Origin of the sequence: uncultured Paenalcaligenes sp., assembly GCF_947630565.1 — a bacterium.
In the GTDB taxonomy this organism is placed as follows: Bacteria; Pseudomonadota; Gammaproteobacteria; order Burkholderiales; family Burkholderiaceae_B; genus Paenalcaligenes; species Paenalcaligenes faecalis.
In genome coordinates this window covers 1-20,210 of the sequence record NZ_CANRIC010000039.1, presented here as the reverse complement: position 1 = coordinate 20,210, position 20,210 = coordinate 1, and the positions used below count along the sequence as shown (strand labels likewise).

At 46.3% G+C, this 20,210-nt stretch carries 13 protein-coding genes, 1 tRNA gene and 2 pseudogenes; 8 read left to right on the top strand and 8 right to left on the bottom strand.

Annotated elements, in window-relative coordinates; genetic code table 11:
- Positions 1 to 77 (top strand) — tRNA-Ile (locus Q0Z62_RS08095).
- Between the two features lie 103 nt (positions 78 to 180).
- Here the strand turns inward: Q0Z62_RS08095 and Q0Z62_RS08090 are convergent.
- The 3 genes from Q0Z62_RS08090 to Q0Z62_RS08080 form a co-directional block, all read right to left on the bottom strand.
- Complete coding sequence (locus Q0Z62_RS08090; RefSeq protein WP_298053215.1) at positions 181 to 723, bottom strand: metal-dependent hydrolase; 543 nt, start codon at positions 721 to 723, stop codon at positions 181 to 183.
- Between the two features lie 158 nt (positions 724 to 881).
- A complete protein-coding gene (gene mgtE / locus Q0Z62_RS08085) occupies positions 882 to 2,216 on the bottom strand; it encodes a magnesium transporter (RefSeq protein WP_298053212.1) in 1,335 nt (444 codons plus the stop codon).
- 6 nt (positions 2,217 to 2,222) lie between these two features.
- Positions 2,223 to 3,374, bottom strand: a complete 1,152-nt coding sequence (locus tag Q0Z62_RS08080; RefSeq protein WP_298053209.1) for a 2-methylaconitate cis-trans isomerase PrpF family protein — start codon at positions 3,372 to 3,374, stop codon at positions 2,223 to 2,225.
- 117 nt (positions 3,375 to 3,491) lie between these two features.
- Between Q0Z62_RS08080 and acnA the strand changes: the two genes are divergently transcribed.
- Complete coding sequence (gene acnA, locus Q0Z62_RS08075) at positions 3,492 to 6,149, top strand: aconitate hydratase AcnA (protein ID WP_298053206.1); 2,658 nt, start codon at positions 3,492 to 3,494, stop codon at positions 6,147 to 6,149.
- A gap of 61 nt (positions 6,150 to 6,210) precedes the next feature.
- Here acnA and Q0Z62_RS08070 read toward each other — a convergent pair whose 3' ends face one another.
- The 3 genes and pseudogenes from Q0Z62_RS08070 to Q0Z62_RS08060 all read right to left on the bottom strand — a co-directional run.
- The gene (locus tag Q0Z62_RS08070) at positions 6,211 to 7,029 is read right to left on the bottom strand and encodes an META domain-containing protein (protein WP_298053204.1); all 819 of its coding nucleotides are present in this window, start codon (positions 7,027 to 7,029) and stop codon (positions 6,211 to 6,213) included.
- Between the two features lie 151 nt (positions 7,030 to 7,180).
- Complete coding sequence (locus tag Q0Z62_RS08065; protein ID WP_298053201.1) at positions 7,181 to 7,666, bottom strand: hypothetical protein; 486 nt, start codon at positions 7,664 to 7,666, stop codon at positions 7,181 to 7,183.
- Between the two features lie 101 nt (positions 7,667 to 7,767).
- Positions 7,768 to 7,955 (bottom strand): annotated as a pseudogene (locus Q0Z62_RS08060) (MFS transporter); the annotation flags it as partial.
- 258 nt (positions 7,956 to 8,213) lie between these two features.
- Between Q0Z62_RS08060 and nagB the strand changes: the two are divergent.
- A complete protein-coding gene (gene nagB / locus Q0Z62_RS08055; RefSeq protein ID WP_298053199.1) occupies positions 8,214 to 8,972 on the top strand; it encodes a glucosamine-6-phosphate deaminase in 759 nt (252 codons plus the stop codon).
- 68 nt (positions 8,973 to 9,040) lie between these two features.
- On the opposite strand, the gene Q0Z62_RS08050 is transcribed toward nagB, so the two are convergent.
- Both Q0Z62_RS08050 and Q0Z62_RS08045 read right to left on the bottom strand, forming a co-directional pair.
- Positions 9,041 to 9,322 carry a TonB-dependent receptor gene (locus Q0Z62_RS08050; RefSeq protein ID WP_298053196.1) on the bottom strand — a complete coding sequence of 94 codons (282 nt, stop codon included), beginning with the start codon at positions 9,320 to 9,322 and terminating at the stop codon, positions 9,041 to 9,043.
- 154 nt (positions 9,323 to 9,476) lie between these two features.
- Positions 9,477 to 9,962, bottom strand: coding sequence for a hypothetical protein (locus Q0Z62_RS08045; protein ID WP_269901777.1), 486 nt, complete (start codon positions 9,960 to 9,962; stop codon positions 9,477 to 9,479).
- Positions 9,963 to 10,143: 181 nt separating this feature from the next.
- Here Q0Z62_RS08045 and Q0Z62_RS08040 point away from each other — a divergent pair, with 181 nt between their 5' ends.
- The 5 genes and pseudogenes from Q0Z62_RS08040 to Q0Z62_RS08020 form a co-directional block, all read left to right on the top strand.
- On the top strand, positions 10,144 to 15,666 hold the full coding sequence (locus tag Q0Z62_RS08040; protein WP_298053190.1) for an MG2 domain-containing protein: 5,523 nt from the start codon (positions 10,144 to 10,146) through the stop codon (positions 15,664 to 15,666).
- Positions 15,653 to 17,776, top strand: coding sequence for a penicillin-binding protein 1C (gene pbpC / locus Q0Z62_RS08035; protein WP_298053187.1), 2,124 nt, complete (start codon positions 15,653 to 15,655; stop codon positions 17,774 to 17,776). Before Q0Z62_RS08040 ends, pbpC begins: the two co-directional genes overlap by 14 nt.
- A gap of 101 nt (positions 17,777 to 17,877) precedes the next feature.
- Positions 17,878 to 18,447: a hypothetical protein gene (locus Q0Z62_RS08030; RefSeq protein ID WP_269901780.1), complete on the top strand. Its 570-nt coding sequence runs from the start codon at positions 17,878 to 17,880 to the stop codon at positions 18,445 to 18,447.
- Positions 18,448 to 18,542: 95 nt separating this feature from the next.
- On the top strand, positions 18,543 to 19,838 hold the full coding sequence (locus Q0Z62_RS08025; protein ID WP_269901781.1) for an aspartate carbamoyltransferase: 1,296 nt from the start codon (positions 18,543 to 18,545) through the stop codon (positions 19,836 to 19,838).
- Positions 19,839 to 19,983: 145 nt separating this feature from the next.
- Positions 19,984 to 20,210 (top strand): annotated as a pseudogene (locus tag Q0Z62_RS08020) (nitronate monooxygenase); the annotation flags it as partial.

The window sequence follows — 20,210 nt, the reverse complement described above, 5'->3', positions numbered from 1 at the left end:
GGGCCTATAGCTCAGTTGGTTAGAGCAGCGGACTCATAATCCGTTGGTCGCTGGTTCAAGTCCAGCTGGGCCCACCAAGATTTCCCTAGCAAAATCAAGCACTTAAAGCCGACCGCAATTCGGCTTTTTTGCTTTCTGGCGCTAGGGGTGACCTAAACGTGCCATGAATTGCGTACTGAGCTAGGTGACTGGCGTCCAAATGGGCGTATTTTCTGACCATTTTTCTAGAATCGCCATCAACCATTCTGTGTCTTGATGAGCATAACCCCAATAAAGTAGCCCCGTTACAGTAAAAACCAACGTCATGGTTTTTTCGAATTGCCCTGATCGCCATAAGCCTCCGAATATAGAAACGCGTTTATGTGGCCAAAACCAAGGGATACCCATTGGATTTGGGGCATCGGCAACGATGTGGGCGAGGGCGCCGACGCTGATGCCTATAAGGGTGGCAGCGTAATAGGGCTCGGCATAATAATAAGCGAGATAGATGAGACCTACCCATAACGGTGGCCAATGGGTAATGGTGCGGTGGGGAATAAGCGTGCCAGCCCGCACCCCTTTTTTATACACTGGGATTTCAATCCAGTCAGGAAGTGTCGTGGATGAAGCGGCAGCTAATGCAGCTAAGAATTCTGCTGTGTAATTAAAACCAAGAGTGTGTACCAGAGCGGCGGCAAAAAAACCTGCGCCAACGCCCGTTAATCGATGACCTTGTCCTGTCATGGAACCTCAAAAAAATGCAACTAAATGAGACTGGTTATTTAACCAGTCTTTGTCATCTAAGTGTAACAAATCACAGAGGCTTACAGGAAAAAAAGAGCTTGATGTAATCAAGCTCTTTTAGAGTTAGCAGAGGCGATTGCTATTTATGGGCTGTTTGTCTAGAGAAGGGTGCCAGTTAAAATAAACGCGGCAACAGAGAAGTAAATGACTAAGCCTAATACATCGACTAAGGTTGCGACTAGTGGTGCAGAGGCGCTAGCTGGATCAAACCCAAATCGTTGTAAGGCAAAAGGTAACATCGACCCAATGCTGGAGCCAAAACAGACAATACCAATTAACGAAACCCAGATCGTAAAGGCGATGAGCATATAGTGCTCACCATAATCATAAAAGCCGAGATGCTGCCAAGCCATAATACGGGCAAAACCAATACTACCTAATCCTGCACCAAGTACGAGGCCCGTCGGTAGCTCACGTAGGATAACGCGCCACCAGTCTTTAAGCTGAACTTCGCCTAATGCTAATCCACGAATCAATAGTGAGGTGGCTTGAGATCCAGAGTTACCTCCTGAACTCATGATAAGGGGAATAAACATTGCCAGTACTACCGCTTTTTCTAGTTCCATTTCGTAGTACTGCATGGCACTGGCGGTGAACATTTCACCTAAGAACAAAATGGCTAGCCAACCACCTCGTTTACGTAGCATGGTGCCAAAACCTGCCTCTAGGTAGGGCTTGCCAATGTGTTCTGCTCCACCAAAGCGGCCAAAGTCTTCAGCAGCTTCGTCCATCAAGGCATCAATCACATCATCCACCGTTACGATGCCGAGCACCTGATTGCTTTCGTCAACCACAGGCAAAGCTAAAAAGTCATGACGACGAATTAAATGGGCTGCCTCATCACGGTCCATATAGGCCTCTAGCGTGATGGGAGTCTGACCTGTCCACAGGTCTGTTAACGGTGCGCTGGAATCCGAGCAGACGAGCTGACGTAAGGGAAGAACAAATTGCAGTTGCTGCGCCTCGTTAACCACATAGATTGAATAGACCGTCTCACGCTTAGCATGCACTTCCCGGATATGATCCAGAGTCTGCAGCACTGTCCAGTAGGTTGGAACTTGAATAAATTCAGTCGTCATGATGCTGCCCACGGTCCCTTCGGGGTAGCTCATTAAGCGCAGAATCGAGGTACGAGAGGCTGGACTTAACAGACTTAACGTTTGTTGACGTACCTCAGGCTCTACGATGCTTAATAAGTCAGCAATCCGGTCCTCTGCCATTTGATCCAATACATCGACCCGTTTGATATTAGACAGATGGGTCAATAACTCGACGTCATGAGTTAGCTCTGGGTTTTCGATGAGCTCTATTAACTCATCCGTATCAAGTTGAGTCGCGAGTTGGACGGCGACAGTCGCCTTTAGTTGATTTAAGTAGCTGACGGCATCAGCAACGTGGTCAAATTGTTTTAAGTGGGCGATAGAGTCTTGCATTAGTGGTTAAATTTCCTTTTTAATCCAAACACGGCCATCAAATAAACGACGGGCGGTACGATAAAAAGAGCCTGAGTGAGCATGCCATTGTTCTTGCTGTTGGTTCACTTCGGCGTCTACGGTGAGTACACCTGAGGGCATACCTAAACGCAGTGCGGCATTCGGGTCGGAAGAAGGACGAACCAGCGTAGATACCACACTGCCTTGAATTCGTGCTGCAACTGCGGTACAGAGTGAAATGGTTAATGGAAGTGCGCGATGCGGTTGCCCATTGGAGATGACTCTAGCGATGATATCTAAGTCATCTGCAGCAATGATGTCGCCAGTGAGTGTGGGGTTGTCCTGAGGCGCAGCTACAAATGCCACAAAAGGCACAATACGATTTTGCTTTGCGCTTTCTAAGTCTGGTGCAATCCCCATAGCGACAGAAGCATGAATACGAATGGCATCTAAGGTCGCCATGATGTCTGGCTGGGATTCCAATTGTTCAGGTAGCTCAAGACCTGTTAAACCAATATCAGAAGCACGTATAAAGACAGCGGCGTTAGCAGCGTCAATCATGGAGACGTCAATTTGCCCCAGCCCAGCCACATCTAGCCTATCGATCACATTACCAGTAGGCAAGAGCTGTCCTGTTGTTGCACCACCGGGTTGAATAAATTCGAGTTTTATGGGGGCACCTGTACCATAAACTCCAGGAATGCTGAGATCACCCCCATATTGAGTTTGCCCATTTGGGGTGGCAAAGGTGCTATGAATGATCTTTTTGGTGTTAGTGTTGTAGATACGCACCGTTGTGGTGTCCCCCTTTGGTATGACTAGACCCTGATCTATGGCAAAGGGGCCGACGGCGGCGCTCATGTTGCCACAGTTGCCTTGGTAGCCCACATGCTTTTCTTTTACGGCCACTTGGGCAAAGGTATAGTCCACATCTGCCTCGGGGTGTGAGGAGGGCCCCACAATACACACCTTAGATAGCGAAGACACGCCTCCTCCCATGCCATCTAGCTGACGACCATACGGATCAGGTGAGCCCATTGCCGCACAAAATAGATCTGTCCATTCTGATTGGTCTAAAGGCAGATCTTTAGGTTGAATGATGAGTGCTTTGCTTGTGCCACCCCGCATAAAAACGGCATTAATACTCATTTGGGACATGGGGTACTCCTTTGTTAAAGTATGTTGTGTTTAGTCTGTTTTTTATTTGCCTATGACTAAGCCTATGGGTGTTGTAAGACAAAATTATTATCTTTTTATAAAAAGGGGCATATAGCCATGATCCTCCACCCCAAACTACAGCAGATGGAAATAAATGGAAAGGCCTTTAATTATGTGCCTATTCATGATATTTCATCTGTAGAAACCTTGCCGTTTTCTTTACGAATCTTGTTAGAAAACGCATTACGCCAAACGGCACTGAAAGGCACAGATAATCATAATGAAATTCAAGCCATCCTAAATAGAGAGGTGGATGCAGGCATTAGCTTTTATCCAGCTCGTGTTTTTGGTCATGATATTTTAGGCTTGGTCATGTTGTTAGATATGGTGGCGATGCGAGAAGCCGTACACGCTTATGGGGCGGATGCGACCCGAGTGCGACCTACTGTACCTACGGATGTGGTGATTGATCACTCATTGCAGGTGGACAGTTGGGCAAATCCATTAGCGGCACAAATTAACTTAAATCGTGAATACGAACGTAATGCAGAGCGATTCGAGTTTCTTCGTTGGTGTGGTGCAAATTTTGATGGTGTGAGTGTAATTCCTCCTGGGAAAGGGATTATGCATCAATTACATCTAGAGCAAATTGGGCAGGTGGTGTGGGCTGAAAATCAGCTAAAAGAGGACCCTAGTTTGTTATATCCCGATAGTTGTGTGGGTACGGATAGTCATACGCCCATGGTGAACGGCTTAGGTATTTTGGCTTGGGGAGTGGGTGGGATTGAGGCAGAGGCAGTTATGGTTGGTTTACCTGTCAGTATGCCGTTGCCAGAGGTAATCGGGGTGGAACTCACTGGTCAGCTCAGAGAGGGCGTTTTACCTACCGATTTAGTTTTACTTATTACAGAAAAACTACGTGAACTAGGAGTCGTAGGTAAGTTTATTGAGTTTTTTGGTGCTGGATTAGATCAGTTGTCACTGGGTGATCGTGGCATGATCGCAAATATGGCCCCCGAGTACGGCGCGACCGTTGTGTTTTTTCCTGTGGATCAACAGGCCTTGGACTACATGCGTACCACAGGTCGGGACGAAACTCATATACAGTGCGTAGAGCAATACAGTAAAAAACAAAAACTATGGCGTGATGAAAATACGCCTAATCCCATTTTTGATGCTGTTCTGAGTATTGATTTGGATAGCATTCGGCCTGCGCTTTCAGGCCCCAGTAATCCTGAGGATCGATTTGACTTGGTGGAGTCTGTCGCACAGTTTGCGCAGCATCATCAACGCATCGCTGGACGGGCTGTGGATTTGGATAGAACCGTGCCAGTAGAGGGTGAGACCTTTACGCTAAAAGAGGGTGATGTGGTTATCGCGGCGATTACATCATGCACGAATACGGCAAATCCCACTAATATGATGGCAGCAGGCTTAGTCGCACAAAAAGCCGTGAAAAAAGGCTTAGTGACCAAACCATGGGTAAAAACTTCATTGGTCCCAGGCAGCCAAGTTACCGCTGATATTTTACAAAAGGCAGGTCTACAGCAAGCCTTAGATCAATTGGGCTTTCATATTGCAGGCTTTGGCTGTACTACATGTAATGGGGGCTCGGGGCCTTTGCCCGTTTCCATTGCTAAAGCCATAGCAGATCATGATCTGGTGACGACATCCGTATTGTCAGGTAATCGAAATTTTGATGGTCGTATTCACCCTAGTGTGCGAGCGAACTACTTAGCGTCGCCGGCATTGGTGGTGGTGTATGCCATTGCAGGCTCGTTGAATGTAGATGTGACCCAAGCGGTATTGGGGCACGATGCCAAGGGGCAGCCAGTATATCTTAAAGACATCTGGCCTACAGCTGCTGAGGTCGCTGACGCCGTCTTAAATGCCTATGATCGAGAGCTATTCATTAAGCGCTACAGCGAGCTCTACGACGGTGGAGAGCAGTGGGATGCGTTGGAGTCAGCTTCAGGGGCCACTTTTAGCTGGAATCCAGATAGTCATTACATCAAAAAACCCCCTTATTTTGAGGGCTTACCGTTACAGCCTGTACCTGTTCAAGACCTACAAGGATTACGTCCTTTGGCCATTTTGGGTGATTCGATTACGACAGATCATATTTCGCCGTCAGGTGCAATTAGTTTAGGCACGCCAGCAGCCGATTACCTGCTTGAGCGAGGTGTAGAGCAAAAAGACTTTAATAATTACACTACGCGTCGTGCAAATCATGAAATTGTGATGCGAGCTACGTTTGCCAACATTCGTTTGCGCAATAAGATGACACCCGGCATAGAAGGTGGGGTGACGAAGCTGATGCCCGAAGGCACGCAAATGCGTATTTTTGAGGCAGCACAGACGTATCAGCAGCGCCAGCAAGATCTCATTATTATTGCGGGTAAAAACTATGGTTGCGGCTCTTCCAGAGACTCAGCAGCTAAAGGGGTTGCGATGCTAGGGGTTAAGGCGGTTGTTGCCGAAGGCTTTGAGCGTATTCATCGCACCAATCTAGTTGGTATGGGGGTGCTGCCCTTACAGTTTATGAACCATACAGTTGTGGATGATTTGCAATTAGACGGATCAGAGTCTTTTGATGTCGTGGGCTTAGCGCAGAATATAGGCGTGCATTCTGTGGTGCAGTTACGTATTCATCGCTTGGATGGGCGGGTAGAGATGGTGCCCTTATTAGCCCGACTAGATACGAGTGAGGACGTTGAGTACTGGAAACATGGTGGGATTTTGCCTCGAGTCTGGCGTAATTACGTAAAGCAATAACGAAAATTCATAAAAAAAGACGCTTACACAATAAGTAAGCGTCTTTTTAGTTAGTGGTCTATTACAGCGCTTTGCCTGTTTGTACCACCATGTCTAGTTCATAGGCCTGTGTTGCGCTGCCAGCTGGGGCATTTTTAATGTCATAGCGCAAGGTGCGAATGACAGAGTGAACACCATCCTGATGGGTAAAGCCTTCGATCGCATTAGGTTGAAATAGAACCCATTCGCCTACCGTTGATTGGATACCACTGGAGTCAAAGTTGACCTCTCTGACCTTTAGGCAGTTATTGCCGCTTTGAGGACAAATCTCGGTCTGGGGCGCTATCTCTAAAAAGACAGTTTCGGCTTTGGAACCGTATTTAGTCTCATTCGTTTGCTCGCCCTGTAAACGCCATTTATCGCCATTCTCAAAATGAAGAGTTAGCACAGGAGCAGGAGCATCCGGTTGTGTCTGGTTGGTAGCGGCTAGACTCCAGTCCGTGGCCGTAGGCAGGAGTTTAGCGACAGTCTGTTCGTATTGCATGAGCTCTGGGTCATTACACATACGCATAGTGCCAGCCACCTGACTAAAATCAATATCACGTTCGGTCAATTGATAGCCTGCCATCATGTTATTGCACAGGTTTTGAATGGCAACACGATTTTCAGCAAAGGTTAGTGTGAGTGGTTTGTTTGATTTGCTAGAAGTCCAAGCAGGTTCTGTATTGCCATCGGCTTTAATCGTACTAACTAAATTCCAATGGTAGGCCTCTAGAGTTTGCTCGGGGCTCAGCGTTACCTGGGTGCCATCATCATTCATAGTGGTAGTAGAAGGTGAGGAACATGCGGCTAGACCAGCAGTAGCCAAAATAGCGGATAGGTAAGCGAGTTTACGTTTCATAGCATTTCCTTTTGTGATTTTCATTCTTTTATTGTGGCCGTTACAAAACACAAACTCAAGTCAGCTTTGCTTTTTTTGAACTATTTTTCAAATCAAAATGTAACGGAAGTCTAAAAGAGAAGGTCACTTTAAGAAGATGAAATGTGATTTTTTATGCAGAAGTGTCTTCGTTTATGTTAATTAGTTGTCCAATAATAACAATGAAGATCAATGGAACTAAATTGAGGCCAATTTGAAATATATCCATGGTTGGAAACCATTTAAATGCACCGGTGTAGCCAAACCTAAATATAACGTCCATGCCGTAATTATTAGGTTCAAATCGCATAATGGGAGCGACACCTAAACCGATAATACTGTGATATGACAGCATTTTAGAGGTGAAAACCGGCACGCTGGTCCAAGACAACCAATACAGCATTTGCCCACCTTTGGTGTCGTTTTGCCAAAAGCGTATAGAACCATACACAGCCACTACATTTTGTAAAACCATTAGACCAAAAAGTGTAATGGCTAATAAGGAGCCAGTAAACAATCCCAGCATGGGTATTAGGACATAAATACCAATGAGACCACCAAAAAAATAGATCACACAAATAAGTTGGCGCAATAGGATTGACAGGCGAGATGTAGGCATTTGAATCAAAAAGTGAGAAGGTAATTATTTATCGTACCTGATTCTGTGGAGGATTTGTATGAATAGCGGCTAAATGGAGACAGGTTTTAGGTGTTACCGTGGGCTTCGCCCGCAACGTCCATTAAACGGGATTGCAGTGCCGGACCTAACGCCACTAAGGTTCCTACTAATAAAATAGTGATAGAGCCCCGATTAAATTACCAGCCACCATTCCTACGCCAAATAAGGCCAATACCCATGGCATCATGCTTTCGCTAATACCTGCTTGATTCATCATGGTGGGTTTGACAATTCACCCGTACCTATACCAAAACCACCTACGGCCAAAGCAAACAGAGCAAGGGGAACAGAGCGGAGAGAAATGTGAGTCAAAGTATATGCTGCTAAGAGAGATGAAATGCGCTGCTAAGCGGTGTAAACGTAGCGAGTAGAGATTGCGTCAGTTAATAAAAACACTAAGGTTAAAAAAAGGTGTATATAAATACACACGGTAACAGGATTTTAGATAATAATGATGGCTCAATCTGTTACTGAAATCATAATATCTATGTTTTTTATCTTACCTAACCCCCAGTCCATTGCTGATTATGTTAGTGCCCGCCTTGTGGACTTGATCTCAACTAAGCCCCAGGCTGTATTAGGTTTGGCTACCGGTAGCACCATGGAGCCTGTGTATGATCGACTGACGGCGCAGGTGACACTAGAAGACATAGATGTATCGCAATTAATTACCTTTAACCTAGACGAATATATTGGTTTGGGGGCAGATCATCCACAAAGCTATCACTATTATATGAGGGAGCACCTGTTTAATCGCTTAGCTTTTGCCCGCCATAAAACATTTTTGCCAGATGGGTTATGTGTTGATTTGCAAGAGCAGTGTGAACTCTATTCCCGAAAAATAGCCGAAGCAGGTGGTATTGATTTACAGTTATTGGGCATTGGTGGTAATGGCCATATTGGTTTTAACGAGCCAGGTACCTCGTTTCAAAGTCGTACTCATGTGGTGGATTTATCTGCACAAACGCGGTTAGATAATGGTCGTTTTTTTGCGTCAATGGACGAAGTTCCTACCCAAGCGATTACCTTAGGCTTGCAGGATATTATCGAAGCTAAACAGATTATCTTAGTTGCAACTGGTAACAATAAAGCTCAGGTTATGGCTGATTTGTACTATAGCGCTATTGATGAAAATATGCCCGCCTCTATTATTAAACAACATAATAATGCCATGATTATTGTGGACGAGGTCGCGGCAAAACTATTGCCTTCGGAGGCATGTAAACCATTAATTGCCACTGTATAGAAATAAATAACGAAAAGCCCGCTGCTCTCAGATTGAGACAGCGGGCTTTTTTTAGGTAGTGGGGTGGTTTAGAGCCCAACTGTCATTTGAGCCCAATAACGGCGGCCATCATAGACTGCACCGTAGTCGGCATAATCCATTTTTTTATCAAAGATATTGTAGATGCCGACGCCGAGGCGTAGATGTTTGTTGAGCTGATAGCCCATTCCTACATCGACAAAAGTAAATGACGGAGTGCCTTCACTCATAGAGGTGCGACTGAGGTAATCCGAGCTTTTGCCTCGGTAGTTGACGCGAGTCCAGAGGTTAAGGCTTTCGTTATAATCCCAGTCTACGGTGCTATTAAACATGTGCATGAATGCAAATAGTAATGATAATCGTTATCAATTAGATATTAGGCGAGGCAATCTAAAAAGAAAAGGCTAGTGGGCGATTTTAGGGGAAAAAGCAATGGTCTAGAGGCGGCGGTTCTACTAGACCGTAATGAGGCCAATATATGAGGCGTTAGGCGTGTTCGATATGTTTTGCTTCGATCAGTTGTTTTGCAATTTGATAGCATTCGTCAATGTGTTGATTGCCGACCTTGCGCAGCACCACAAAACTAATCGTAGAGGAAATGACCGCCCCTGCAAGAGGAATGTATTTGGCCGCATATTTACCGGCTAGTTTTTTTGCCCCTAGTTTTTGTAATAATTGAATAACTCGGCTGGGAGTAATGACCTTGCCTAATAGGCCAATCCCAAAACTCGCACCACCAACTACTACTATTTTTTTTAACTCTGGACTGAGCGCATCAATCTGTTCTGCAGATAAACCAAATTGCTCATTAATTTTAGGAATGAGCTGTAATAAGATCGCTACATCCGTACTAATATCAACACCCGGAATGGGGACTACCGCAGCGCTGGCAGATAACAAAGCACGGCGTGAAACCATGCCTTGACAGGCTTTACGGGTTTTATCCAAGTCGGCAAGAGTTGTTGGAGCCATCTTATATCCTTTTGCTTAACAGTTTATTAACTCAATTTAAGTGTGCTATGAGCCAGAGGGTGTAATCAAGCCATTTAATGCTAAGGTTATAAACAAATGTAAGCATATAAAAATAACATAACGTGCTTTTAGGCTAGAGATACAATTAGCCTCAATAATGAATTAACAATACAGGTAATGTATGCGTAAAGTAAAAAAATGGCTTTGGGCAACTGCTTTGGGGCTGGTTGCGTCGCACAGTAATGCGACCCCCGTAGAGCTAGATCAAGTAGAACAGTCTTACGGGCAAATAGCCGAGGACCAGATTTTTATTTTGCGCTTTAATCAGCCTGTTAAAGCCCAAGAGATCATTACTAATAGTTATTGCGTTAGTAGTGCGGTCGGAGAGCAGATTCCATTGCGTGCTCTTGGTCAGGAGCAAACACTAGAGCTTCTTGAAAACCAGAGTTATAGCTATAGCAAAGAACAAGCAGACCGCTACGTGGTGACGCAGTGTGCGCAGCGTTTAGCCCCTAGTTCAACATTACGGGTTGAGTTGTTAGATGCCAAAAAGCAGAATTTAGTTCCGCGTGCGTTTACAGAAGACGCAACCGGTTTAAGTTTTGAGGTGCGAGGCCCGTTACGGGTGCAACTGGTTTGTGAAAAAACCAAAAGCACAGCAGATTGCAACCCCTTATTGCCATTTAAACTTCGATTTTCAGCTCCCGTGAGCGCAGAAAAACTAACGCAAATACAGTTGAAAAAGCCATCAGGTGATGGTGTGCCTATACAGCCCTCAGACGATGACGGGGCCTTTATTGATGAGCTGTCTTTTGACGCACCTATGGTGGCTTTGGCAGAATTGCAGTGGCAATTACCTACGGATTGGGATCAGTTGCAAGACGATGCGGGGCGTCAGCTCAGTAATGCCGACTTTTTTCAGCGGCCTGTCAAAATGGCTGCCTTTCCGCCATTGCTGAAATTTGCCAATGAGCAGTTTGGCGTAGTGGAGCGTTTTGCAGACGAGCCAGCCAGTACCTCGACTACGTTGGCCTTGTTGCCCTTAGCCTTACGGGGTATAGAGCCTGAGTTGTTAAAACCCCGTCAGAAACAATCGGCAGGACAGCTACGCACTTTGCGTGTCGATACGGCTCAAGAGATGTTGTATTGGTATGCCCGTTTAGCGCGGGTAGGGGATTACTCCATCACTCAACAACAGTTAGAGGCCGGTTGGTACTTACAGGATTATAACTATAACAATGACAGCCCACAGGTGGATCCGAAGACAAGATCGTTATTTGATTTTTTACAGATGGGTGATCAAACACAAACCTTAACCTTGCCGGGCGTACCTGATAGTAAAGATAAATCCGTTGAGTTAATTGGTGTGCCTTTAAAAGGAACGGGCTTACATATTCTAGAGGCTAAGTCAGAGCGTTTAGGGCAGACATATACCGACCCTGATTCGGCTATGTATGTGCGTAGTGCTGCATTAGTGACGAACGTGGCTGTGCATAGCAAACTTTCAGCAGACCAGATCATGGTATGGGTCAGCCGTTTGGATACCGCCCAACCTATAGAAAATGCATTAGTAGAGGTGTTGGATTGTAATGGGCGCACGTTAATTAGTGAGCGTACTGATGCGCAAGGGCGATTGGTGGTAGGTGGAATACAGACAGAGCGTTCTTATTGTTCAACAACAGGACTTAGCAGTTTATTTATTGCTGCCAGTATTGACGAGAACCACCCTGATGCCTATGGCAAAAAAGACATTAGTTTTGTCCTGAGCGATTGGGATAAAGGATTAGAGTCTTGGCGTTTTCAATTGCCTTATTATTATGGCTCAGATGATACCAATGTAGTGCATACGGTCGTTGATAGGCCTTTGTTTTTAGCGGGGGAAACCGTCCATTTAAAACACTACTGGCGTGATGAGGCTGATTTTAATTTAAATCGAGCTATCCCCGAATTAGTGCTACGCCATTCTGGCAGCGGTGATGAAATTACTCAGCCCCTACAGTGGCGTAAAAATCCCTCAGGAGGCTGGTATGCCCTGAGTACCATCACGCTTGCAAAAAATGCCACACTTGGTAGTTATGAGGTATCTTTACAAGGTAAAAAACATCACTTTGAAAGCGCTAGTTTTAGGGTAGAGGCCTTTAAGTTGCCTTATTTAACGGGGCAGTTAGGACTTAGCTCTAAAAATGCCTCTCAGCAGTCGGCGTTGGTGGCTGTGGACGAGGCGCTATTAGATATTCAGTTGAATTATATTTCAGGTGGTGTGGCCGCAGATCAAGCCGTACAGATCAGTGCGTTAACCCAGCCGGCTTCTCCTCGTTTTTCCGCCTATGACGATTACAGCTTTACTCCCGAAGGCGATTTTTCTCGGCCCATAACTGTTGTAGATAAAGCGGCACTGACATTGAATGCAGAGGGTGCTGGTCAAATGGATTTTGCTTTAAATCCCAGCCCCCAAGTATTGGACTTAGTCGTGGAAGCCAGCTTTATGGACCCAAATGGTCAGGTTCAAAGTCTATCTCAACGTCAGAAAATCTGGCCTGCTGATGTAGTAGTGGGGGTAAATCACCCTTATTGGGAAACAGGCGATACGATCCAAGTAAAAGGTGTGACCATTGATCCAACAGGACAGCCCCTAGCAAATCAAACCGTTCAGATTGAGGGGGTAAAACAAACCTACCTCACAACGCGTCAGCGTATGGTGGGGGGCTTCTATCGTTATGATAGTCAAGAAAAAACAGAGCCTATAGGGACACTGTGTACAACAAAAAGTAATGAAAAAGGCGAGTGGCAGTGTCAGATTACACATAAGGAATCAGGACAGCTGTTATTGCGCAGTAGTAGCATCGACGCAAAAAAACGGACTTATACGACGGTATCTAGCTTATGGTTAGGGGGCGAGTCGGCTTCTATCAGTGGTGATAATCATGACCGAATGGATGTGCTGGCGGAACAAAAAACGGCTAAACCAGGTGATACGGTTCGCTTTCAAGTCAGCATGCCATTTAGCTTGGCCACTGCGTTAGTTTCGGTAGAGCAAGATCGTATTTTGCAGACACAGGTGGTGCATTTAACCAATGACAACCCTTTCTTTGATCTCAACGTAGAAAAGGAATGGGGGCCCAATGTGTATGTGTCTGTTTTGGCATTGCGTGGTCGTATTTATGAAACCACATGGCGTGATTTTTTTAGTGGTGGTTGGAAAACCCCTTTTGAGTGGTATCAGAAATACACGAACTCGGATGAAGCACTGCCTTCAACGATGATTGACTTGGCTAAACCCAGTTTTCGTTATGGGATAGCTCAATTAAAAATTGAAAATACAGCGCATCAGCTAGCGGTGGAACTAACCCCAGAAAAACAGGTTTATGGGGTGGGCCAAACTGCCCGTCTACAAGTTAAAGCGACTCAGCCTGATGGCACGCCTGCAGCAAATGCGTCGTTATTGCTTGTTGGCGTAGACCAGGCGTTACTTGAACTCGTTGCCAACGAGAGTTGGAATCTCTTAGAGGCGATGTACCCAACGGTAGGCTATAACGTGCGCACGGCAACCATGCAGTCTGAAATCATTGGTCGTCGTCATTATGGACGTAAGGCAGTTCCAGCTGGTGGTGGCGGTGGTGGTGCTCCTACCCGTGAAATCCTAGACAGCTTGTTGGTCTGGCGCACGGATGTGGTGTTGGATGAAAATGGGCAGGCTGTGATTGATGTACCGTTAAATCACAGTTTGACGCAATTTGAGCTGGTGGCTCTGGTAGATAGTGGTGGTAAGAAGTTTGGTAGCGCCCATGCGCAAATTCAAACCCACCAACCCATTCAGATTATGTCTGGTTTGCCCGCAGAGGTTCGTTCTGGGGATCAGTACGAGGCTGTTTTTACTGTACGCAATCGTGATAAAGCGGCGCTTGATATTGACTTAAAGGTCAATGGCTTTATTAATGATCAGTTAGTCTTTGATTTTCCCGTTCAGACTCAAACCGTGCCAGCGCAGTCTAATGCTGCGTTTAGGCAATCTATTAAAATGCCTACTCAATTGGGGGCTAATGAGGGTTTGATTCGATGGCAGCTAACGGCTTTGGATCAGCAGACGCAGGATGTGATGGATAGCTTGCAATTTGAGCAGCAATGGCAAGCTCTAGTGCCAGAGCGAATTCAACAGGTGACATGGAAGCACCTACAACCAGGCCAAACCCAGTCGGCTGATTTTTCTGTGCCTGCTACAGCATTAAAGGATAAAGGGCTTTATTTAGGTGGGGTGCAACTCAATTTACAACCCTCATTAGGTGGCCAGCAAACGATCCGTGATTGGTTTCAGGACTACAAATATACGTGTTTTGAGCAGCAAGCCTCTAAATATATCGCCTTGCATGACGTGGCGAGCTGGCAAGGCTTGATGCAAGAGTTACCTACGTACTTAGACAATCAGAATTTATTACGTTATTTTCCTAGCTCTTACTTAACTGGTAGCGCAGGGCTGAATGCTTATGTGTTGAGTCTTAGCGCACATAACCCTGATGAATTGGCATTACCTCAACCTATTGCGCAAAAAATGCTAGATGGCTTGAAAAACTACATCGAAGGACGACGTAATCAACCTTCTACTGATGCCAAACAGCAAGTTGCGTTTTATATGGCGGCTGTGGATGCGTTGGCTCGGTATGATTTAGCTCGTCCAGAGATGCTTGATAGTATTAGCATGGCGCCTACATCGTGGCCTACATCTGCTTTAGTGGATGGTCTACATATATTGCAGAACCCATTATTCAATCGTACGCAACACGCTGAGCTGCTGCTAGCCATTGAAACTGAACTTTCTGAGCGTCTTGTTCAGAGAGGGGCTGCCTTATTGTTTACTGACGATAATGTGTTAAATCACATGTCAGCCTTGATGGTGAGCCCCACTACCAATCAAGCGCGTTTGATTTTAACGGTGGCCGATCTGCCACAGTGGGCAGACCGTATTCCGAGCCTAATGCATGGGCTGCTCGCACAGCAATATCGTGGTCGTTGGGGCACAACTACCGAGAATAGCTGGGTGTTATTGGCTTTAGAACAGGTTGATCAAAGTGAGGTCTTGCATGGGGTAACGCAGGTCCAGCTTGGCACTGCTCCGGTCAAAGACGTATTGTGGACCCGTAAAACGACGACTCCAGTGAGTCATCAATGGACTTGGGAGCAGAATGCGCCCGTATCCGTGAACAATCGTACGGATGCTGGGCTGTGGATGCAACTTCAGAGCCGTGCAGCTGTACCTGTAACAGAAGCTCGAATGGAGGGTTATCGGGTAGAGCGTACCGTGACTCCTGTGCAACAAGCTACTGCAGGTCAGTGGCATGTCGGTGATATGTATCGTGTGGATTTAACCATTCATGCAGAACACAGTAGTGATTGGGCCGTGATTAGTGATGCGGTTCCTGCCGGAGCCAGTATTCTGGGCTCAGGTTTAGGCCGTGATTCTGAAATAGCACTCGCAGAGCAAAGTACGACTAGCGAAGATATCTATCCTAGTTACGTAGAGCGTCTATACAGTGGGTATCGCGCCTATGTGGAGTACCTGCCAGCGGGAACCTCTAGGATTAGTTATCGCGTTCGTTTAAATACGGCAGGGCAGTTTGCATTAAGCCCCACAGAGGTCGAGGCATTGTACGATGCCAGCATACAAGCTCAGTTACCCCTAGAGGCGATGACGGTGCATGCAGCGCAATAATTATTGGCTAGGACTATGCCTTTGGCTAGGGGCGCTATTTTTTACCCCCAGCTATGCCTCAGGGATTCCTGATTTTGCAATGATTAAGCAGCAACATCAGTCTTCTGATTTTCAGTTGCTAGATCGTCAAGGAAGATTGTTGCAGTTGCAACGAGTGAATTGGCAACGTCGCCAAGGTAGTTGGTTAGGCATTGAGCAGGTTTCTCCGGCATTGGTCCGTTTGTTGCTGCATGCCGAGGACCGTCGTTTTTATGATCATGGCGGGGTAGATTGGTATGCTGTCGCAGGTACGGCCTGGTCTTCACTATGGGGCCAACGGTTACGCGGTACGTCTACTTTAAGCATGCAGTTAGTCGATCTATTGGGTTTAGGGTCTGGGCGTACGGTGGGTCAACGCAGTTGGTCAGCTAAGTGGGATCAGGCTCGATGGGCTCAACAATTAGAGTCCGAGTGGACGAAGGCTCAAATTCTTGAGGCTTACCTTAATTTGGTGCCTTTCAGGGGCGAATTGGTTGGAGTGGATGCCATGTCAAAGGTGATGTGGCAAAAACAAGCCTTTGCGCTGACTTTTCCAGAGGCGGCTCTGGCCGTTGCCATGTTACCTAGCCCGAATGCCCCTTTAACTCAGTTGCAGCAGCGTAGCTGTATCTTATGGCGTGGTATAGAGCCTCAAGCGGATTGTGCGGCACATAATTGGTATAACCAACGGGCGATCTTGCGTTTAGCTAGACCAGCGTGGGGGAATCCGAATGATGCACCGCATTGGGCATTTTATTTGTCACAACATGTATCTGCTCAAAATAGTTTGCAGACCAGTGTGGATCAGGTATTGCAGCGACAAGCGCAGGCGATTATTCAGCATCACTTAGTTGATTTAGTCAAAGCGAATGCCAATGATGCGGCATTAGTCGTATTGGATAATCAGAGTGGACAAGTTATTGCCTACATTGGTAGTAGCTCGTATTCTCGGGCTGCTCAGTTTGATCATGTGCAGGCGAAGCGTCAGGCAGGGTCTACCCTAAAGCCTTTTTTATATCAGTTAGCTATTGATCAAAGACGTATCACTGCCGCGTCATTATTGGCGGATACCGCTGCCCAGTTTAGTACGCCCTATGGCTTATATGTGCCGCAAAACTATGATGAACAGTTTATGGGCTGGGTATCGGCACGGGTTGCATTGGCTGGCTCCATTAATATTCCCGCTGTGCGTCTATTGGGGCAGGTAGGGGTGGATGAGTTTCAGGCCTATTTGCAAAAACTGGGTTTTGACTTGCCTTATAGTGCTGATTATTATGGCTTGGGCTTAGCATTGGGTGGGGTGGAGGTGAGTCTTTGGCAACTCACAAATGCGTATCGTAGTTTGGCTAATTTAGGTGCGTATAGTGCTATTTGTTTATCTTTAGCCTGTGATGATGCCCCTCAGCCAATCGCGGGTCGTGCTGCTTCGTGGATTACACAACAGATGTTGTCTGATAATACAGCCAGAGCCGTTACCTTCGGTTTGGATAGTGCATTAAATACGCCTTTTTGGACTGCCGTAAAAACGGGCACGTCAAAGGATATGCGTGATAACTGGACCGTGGGTTTTAGCCAGCGTTATACCGTAGGTGTATGGGTAGGAAATACAGATGGCTCCGCTATGCATAATGTGTCGGGAGTCAGTGGGGCGGCCCCTATTTGGCATGATATGATGCGCTTTTTACATCAAGACCAATCCAGCTTTGCTCCGCCCGTCGTAGAAGGGGTGGTGTGTCAGCCTGTGCAGTTTGTTAATCACGTAGAGGCGACACGTCAGGAGTGCTTTGTACAAGGTACGGAGCGCGCTGAAGTCGTACTCCAAGATACAACGGTCACTGCGTCACGTATTTTATCACCACTGAACCAAGCGATTTACGCCTTGGACCCAGAGATACCTCCGACACAACAGCAAATTGTTATAAAAGCACAGGTGACTCAAGGTACAACAGTAAAGTGGCGTATTGATAACGAGATTGTGTCGGATCAACCGGAGTTTAACTGGTTACCTAGACCTGGAAAACATAATATAGAGCTGTTACATCAACACACTTTGCAACCTTTGGATTCCATCCATATTGAAATTCGTGGTTAAATTTGTTACAGCTTAACAATCAATAGCAGTTTCCTTATATGGACTTTTATATACGGGCTGTTAAACTTTGCATGAAAATTATTAACAATAGGAAGGTGTATATGCCTAAATTAAAAACATTAAGTCGTTTACTCGCTCCGGTGGCTTTGATGGCGCTGGCGGCGTGTCAGACCACACAGCAGCCCGGCAGCGGCACGGCAACGCCTTCAACATCTGCTCCTGCGGCTGTGGAGCCGTCTACTCCAGCAGAATCAATGGGTCAAACACAGGGCCAAGAAATGGCCGCACCGTTATTGGTGTTTTTGGCTGATACCAAACCGCATGCTGATTGGGCTGAGGTTCAAATTGATGAGAGCAATGTGCTGTACATGGAGCCAAATGCTTTTCTAGCTCGTCATGATTTAACCAGTGTAGAGGCTGGCTCAGCTGAAACAGGCGAAGGTTTATTAGCGCTAACCTTAACGGACTCAGCCGCACAGCGACTGACAGCGCTAACCACTCGCCACACAGGCAAGCGTCTTGCTTTGGTTGTTGATGGCACATTACTCGCTATTCCTGGATTTTCTGAGCCCATTACCGAAGGTCGTTTGATCTTTATGGTAGGAACTAAAGAAAATGCGGTGATTGCAGCACAAATTATTGCGGGTGAAGAAGCCACACCTATGCAGTAAAATGTTGTTTTTGTGCGTTAAGACATAAAAAAAATCCTGTTAGAAATAGACTGGTATTAAAATATACGCATTGCGTACAGTTTGGAATTAATACTATGTCCGTTTCTCAACAGGTTTTTTTGCGCGATGCGATGCGTCGCTTGAATTTAACGCGTGACGTGTTTGCTGCCCGTATTGGGGTTAAACGTCGTGCTTTAGATACGTGGTTATTGCCAGAGGGCTCACAAGAGTTCCGTGGTATGCCCGAGGTGGTTCAGCGTTTTGTGACAGAGATTGTCGAAAACGATGCGCTATTAGCTAAATATGCGCAAAACTCTCAAAGCGGTCCTCTTCGTGATCGCATCGCCCTTGCTGGCAAACATCAATTGATCTCCGTAGAGCAATTTACCCGTGACTCTGTCGAAGAGCTGGTACGCATTGCGGATATGATGCAACCTATTGCCCGCCGTCAAAAGGTCTCTCGGGTCCTAGAGGGAGCCGTATTAGGAAACCTGTTTTTTGAAGCCAGCACACGAACTCGTGTTAGTTTTGGTGCTGCATTTTGCCGTCTAGGTGGTTCGGTTTGTGATACGACTGGGTTTACGTTCTCGTCCATGGCGAAAGGCGAATCCATCTATGACACCAGTCGGGTGATGAGTGGGTATGTGGATGCTATGGTTATTCGTCACCCAGAGCAAGGCTCTGTGGCCGAGTTCGCGGCAGCAACGAATATCCCTGTTGTGAATGGTGGTGACGGTGCCGGAGAGCACCCCAGTCAGGCATTATTAGACCTGTACACGATTTTGACTGAGTTTTCTCGTTTGGGTAAATTACTGGATGGCGCACATATTGCAATCACTGGTGATTTGAAATACGGTCGTACCGTGCATTCCTTGATGAAAATGTTGAGCTTGTATCGTGGCTTAACGTTTACCTTGGTATCGCCTCCTGGTTTAGAAATGCCTACCGATATTATCGAATACGTGGCGGCCAGAGGTAATCATGTGATTGAGCAAACAAACTCTATGGCAGACGGCCTAAAAGGCGCAGACGTGATTTATGCCACACGGGTACAAAAAGAGCGCTTTAGTGATGAGCAGCTCGAAGGCTACAGTGCTGATTTCCAAATTAACAAAGCATTGATCGACCAGTACGCAAAAGACGATGTGATCATCATGCACCCCTTGCCTAGAGATAGCCGCGAGGATGCTCATGATCTGAGTGTGGATTTAAACGCAGATTCTCGCTTAGCTATTTTCCGTCAAGCGGATAATGGTATTCCTGTGCGTATGGCCATTTTTGCTGTGTTGTTAGGGGTTGAAAACCTGGTTCAGCATTCTATGCGCGATGTGACATGGAGCCCTCCTTCCCATATTGGGCCCGAGGATGCTGTGTTCCACGGCATGTATTAATTCTCATTTACTCAATTAAATGCAGCGACCTTGATACACATTAAGGTCGCTTTTGTTTTTTTTGGGCATAGTAAGTCTATCGGCTTTTTGAGCTAGCATTTTTAAGGATAGTGCGGTGTCATACCAGGAAATTCAGCGTTTTTTGATGAAAAATAAATCTCTATTACCCTTGGTTCAAGGCGGGATGGGTGTTGGGGTGTCAGCACATCGTTTGGCTGGCACCGTGGCAAAATTAGGTGGGATGGGAACCATCTCCAGTGTGGACTTACGCCGTCATCATCCTGATTTGATGCAGAGCTCAGAACAAAACAGCAGTAAAGCACATATTAATCAGTGTAATTTGATTGCTTTAGACCGAGAAATCAAAGCGGC

Bases quoted from the DNA above. Each gene is read 5' to 3' on its own strand.
- pbpC (WP_298053187.1), top strand. From the start codon at position 15,653: ATGCAGCGCAATAATTATTGGCTAGGACTATGCCTTTGGCTAGGGGCG.
- Q0Z62_RS08070 (WP_298053204.1), bottom strand. From the start codon at position 7,029: ATGAAACGTAAACTCGCTTACCTATCCGCTATTTTGGCTACTGCTGGT.
- Q0Z62_RS08090 (WP_298053215.1), bottom strand. From the start codon at position 723: ATGACAGGACAAGGTCATCGATTAACGGGCGTTGGCGCAGGTTTTTTT.
- Q0Z62_RS08040 (WP_298053190.1), top strand. From the start codon at position 10,144: ATGCGTAAAGTAAAAAAATGGCTTTGGGCAACTGCTTTGGGGCTGGTT.
- Q0Z62_RS08050 (WP_298053196.1), bottom strand. From the start codon at position 9,322: ATGTTTAATAGCACCGTAGACTGGGATTATAACGAAAGCCTTAACCTC.
- Q0Z62_RS08080 (WP_298053209.1), bottom strand. From the start codon at position 3,374: ATGTCCCAAATGAGTATTAATGCCGTTTTTATGCGGGGTGGCACAAGC.
- Q0Z62_RS08030 (WP_269901780.1), top strand. From the start codon at position 17,878: ATGCCTAAATTAAAAACATTAAGTCGTTTACTCGCTCCGGTGGCTTTG.
- mgtE (WP_298053212.1), bottom strand. From the start codon at position 2,216: ATGCAAGACTCTATCGCCCACTTAAAACAATTTGACCACGTTGCTGAT.
- acnA (WP_298053206.1), top strand. From the start codon at position 3,492: ATGATCCTCCACCCCAAACTACAGCAGATGGAAATAAATGGAAAGGCC.
- Q0Z62_RS08045 (WP_269901777.1), bottom strand. From the start codon at position 9,962: ATGGCTCCAACAACTCTTGCCGACTTGGATAAAACCCGTAAAGCCTGT.
- Q0Z62_RS08025 (WP_269901781.1), top strand. From the start codon at position 18,543: ATGTCCGTTTCTCAACAGGTTTTTTTGCGCGATGCGATGCGTCGCTTG.
- Q0Z62_RS08065 (WP_298053201.1), bottom strand. From the start codon at position 7,666: ATGCCTACATCTCGCCTGTCAATCCTATTGCGCCAACTTATTTGTGTG.
- nagB (WP_298053199.1), top strand. From the start codon at position 8,214: ATGTTTTTTATCTTACCTAACCCCCAGTCCATTGCTGATTATGTTAGT.